1 protein-coding gene is annotated in these 919 nt (G+C 64.3%); it reads left to right on the forward strand.

Going from position 1 to position 919, the window contains the following annotated elements:
- Positions 1-132 precede the first annotated feature (132 nt).
- Positions 133-909 carry a transposase family protein gene (locus IU459_RS37325; RefSeq protein ID WP_195134282.1) on the forward strand — a complete coding sequence of 259 codons (777 nt, stop codon included), beginning with the start codon at positions 133-135 and terminating at the stop codon, positions 907-909.
- Positions 910-919 lie beyond the last annotated feature (10 nt).

Genomic DNA, 919 nt, shown 5'->3' on the forward strand with positions numbered 1-919 from the left:
GAGCCTTTTTCATCCTCGGAGTGAGAGCGGTTGGGGTGCTGTGTGATTGGTGCGGTGTGTCGTCGTTGAGTTGGGTGAAGCCCCTGGTAGATCAGCAGTCGACCAAAACGACCGTCCACCAGAGGCTTCAGAATGCTGTTCTACCGTGCGGCGCTGCCGTTGTCACGTCAGACTCTCGACTACGTGGCCGGGGTGATCCGCCGGCATCGCAGGACGATCGGGTCGCGGTGGCGGCAACTCGCCCCAGCCCGCCAAGCCCTGCTCGTACTTGTTTACCTGCGGAAAGGCGAGACGTTCGCCGACCTGGGTGCGGGATTTGCGGTGTCGGCCAGCACCGCGTGGCGGTACGTGGAGGAGACCACCGAGCTGCTGGCCGCTCGCGCACCGGCACTGAAACCTGCCCTGCGGCTGGCCGGAGCAGCCGGTCACGCGTACCTGATCCTGGATGGCACGCTGATCCCGATCGACCGAGTCGCCGCGGATCGGCCGTTCTACTCCGGCAAGCATCGCCGGCACGGGATGAACGTGCAGGTCATCGCCTCGCCTGAGGGAGATGTGGTGTGGGTGTCGTCGGCGTTGCCGGGCAGTGTGCACGACAGCAAGGCCGCCTGGATCTGGCGGATCATGCACGAACTGGCCGCGCAGGGGTGGATCGTGCTGGCCGACAAGGGATATCAGGGCACCGACGGTGTGTTGACCCCGTACAAGGGGCGCGGCAAACCAGAATCACAGAAGAACGCCAACCGCGCGCACGCACAGCTACGCGGCCGGGGAGAACGGGCATTCGCCCAGCTCAAGACCTGGAAGATCCTGCGGAGACTCCGCTGCTGCCCATTCAAGACCGGTCGAATCGTCAAGACCATCCACGTCCTGCAAGACCGAGAACTTCAGGCGACCGCCACAGGATGAAAACGGCTCA

Source organism: Nocardia amamiensis, from assembly GCF_015477605.1.
Classification (GTDB): Bacteria; Actinomycetota; Actinomycetes; order Mycobacteriales; family Mycobacteriaceae; genus Nocardia; species Nocardia amamiensis_A.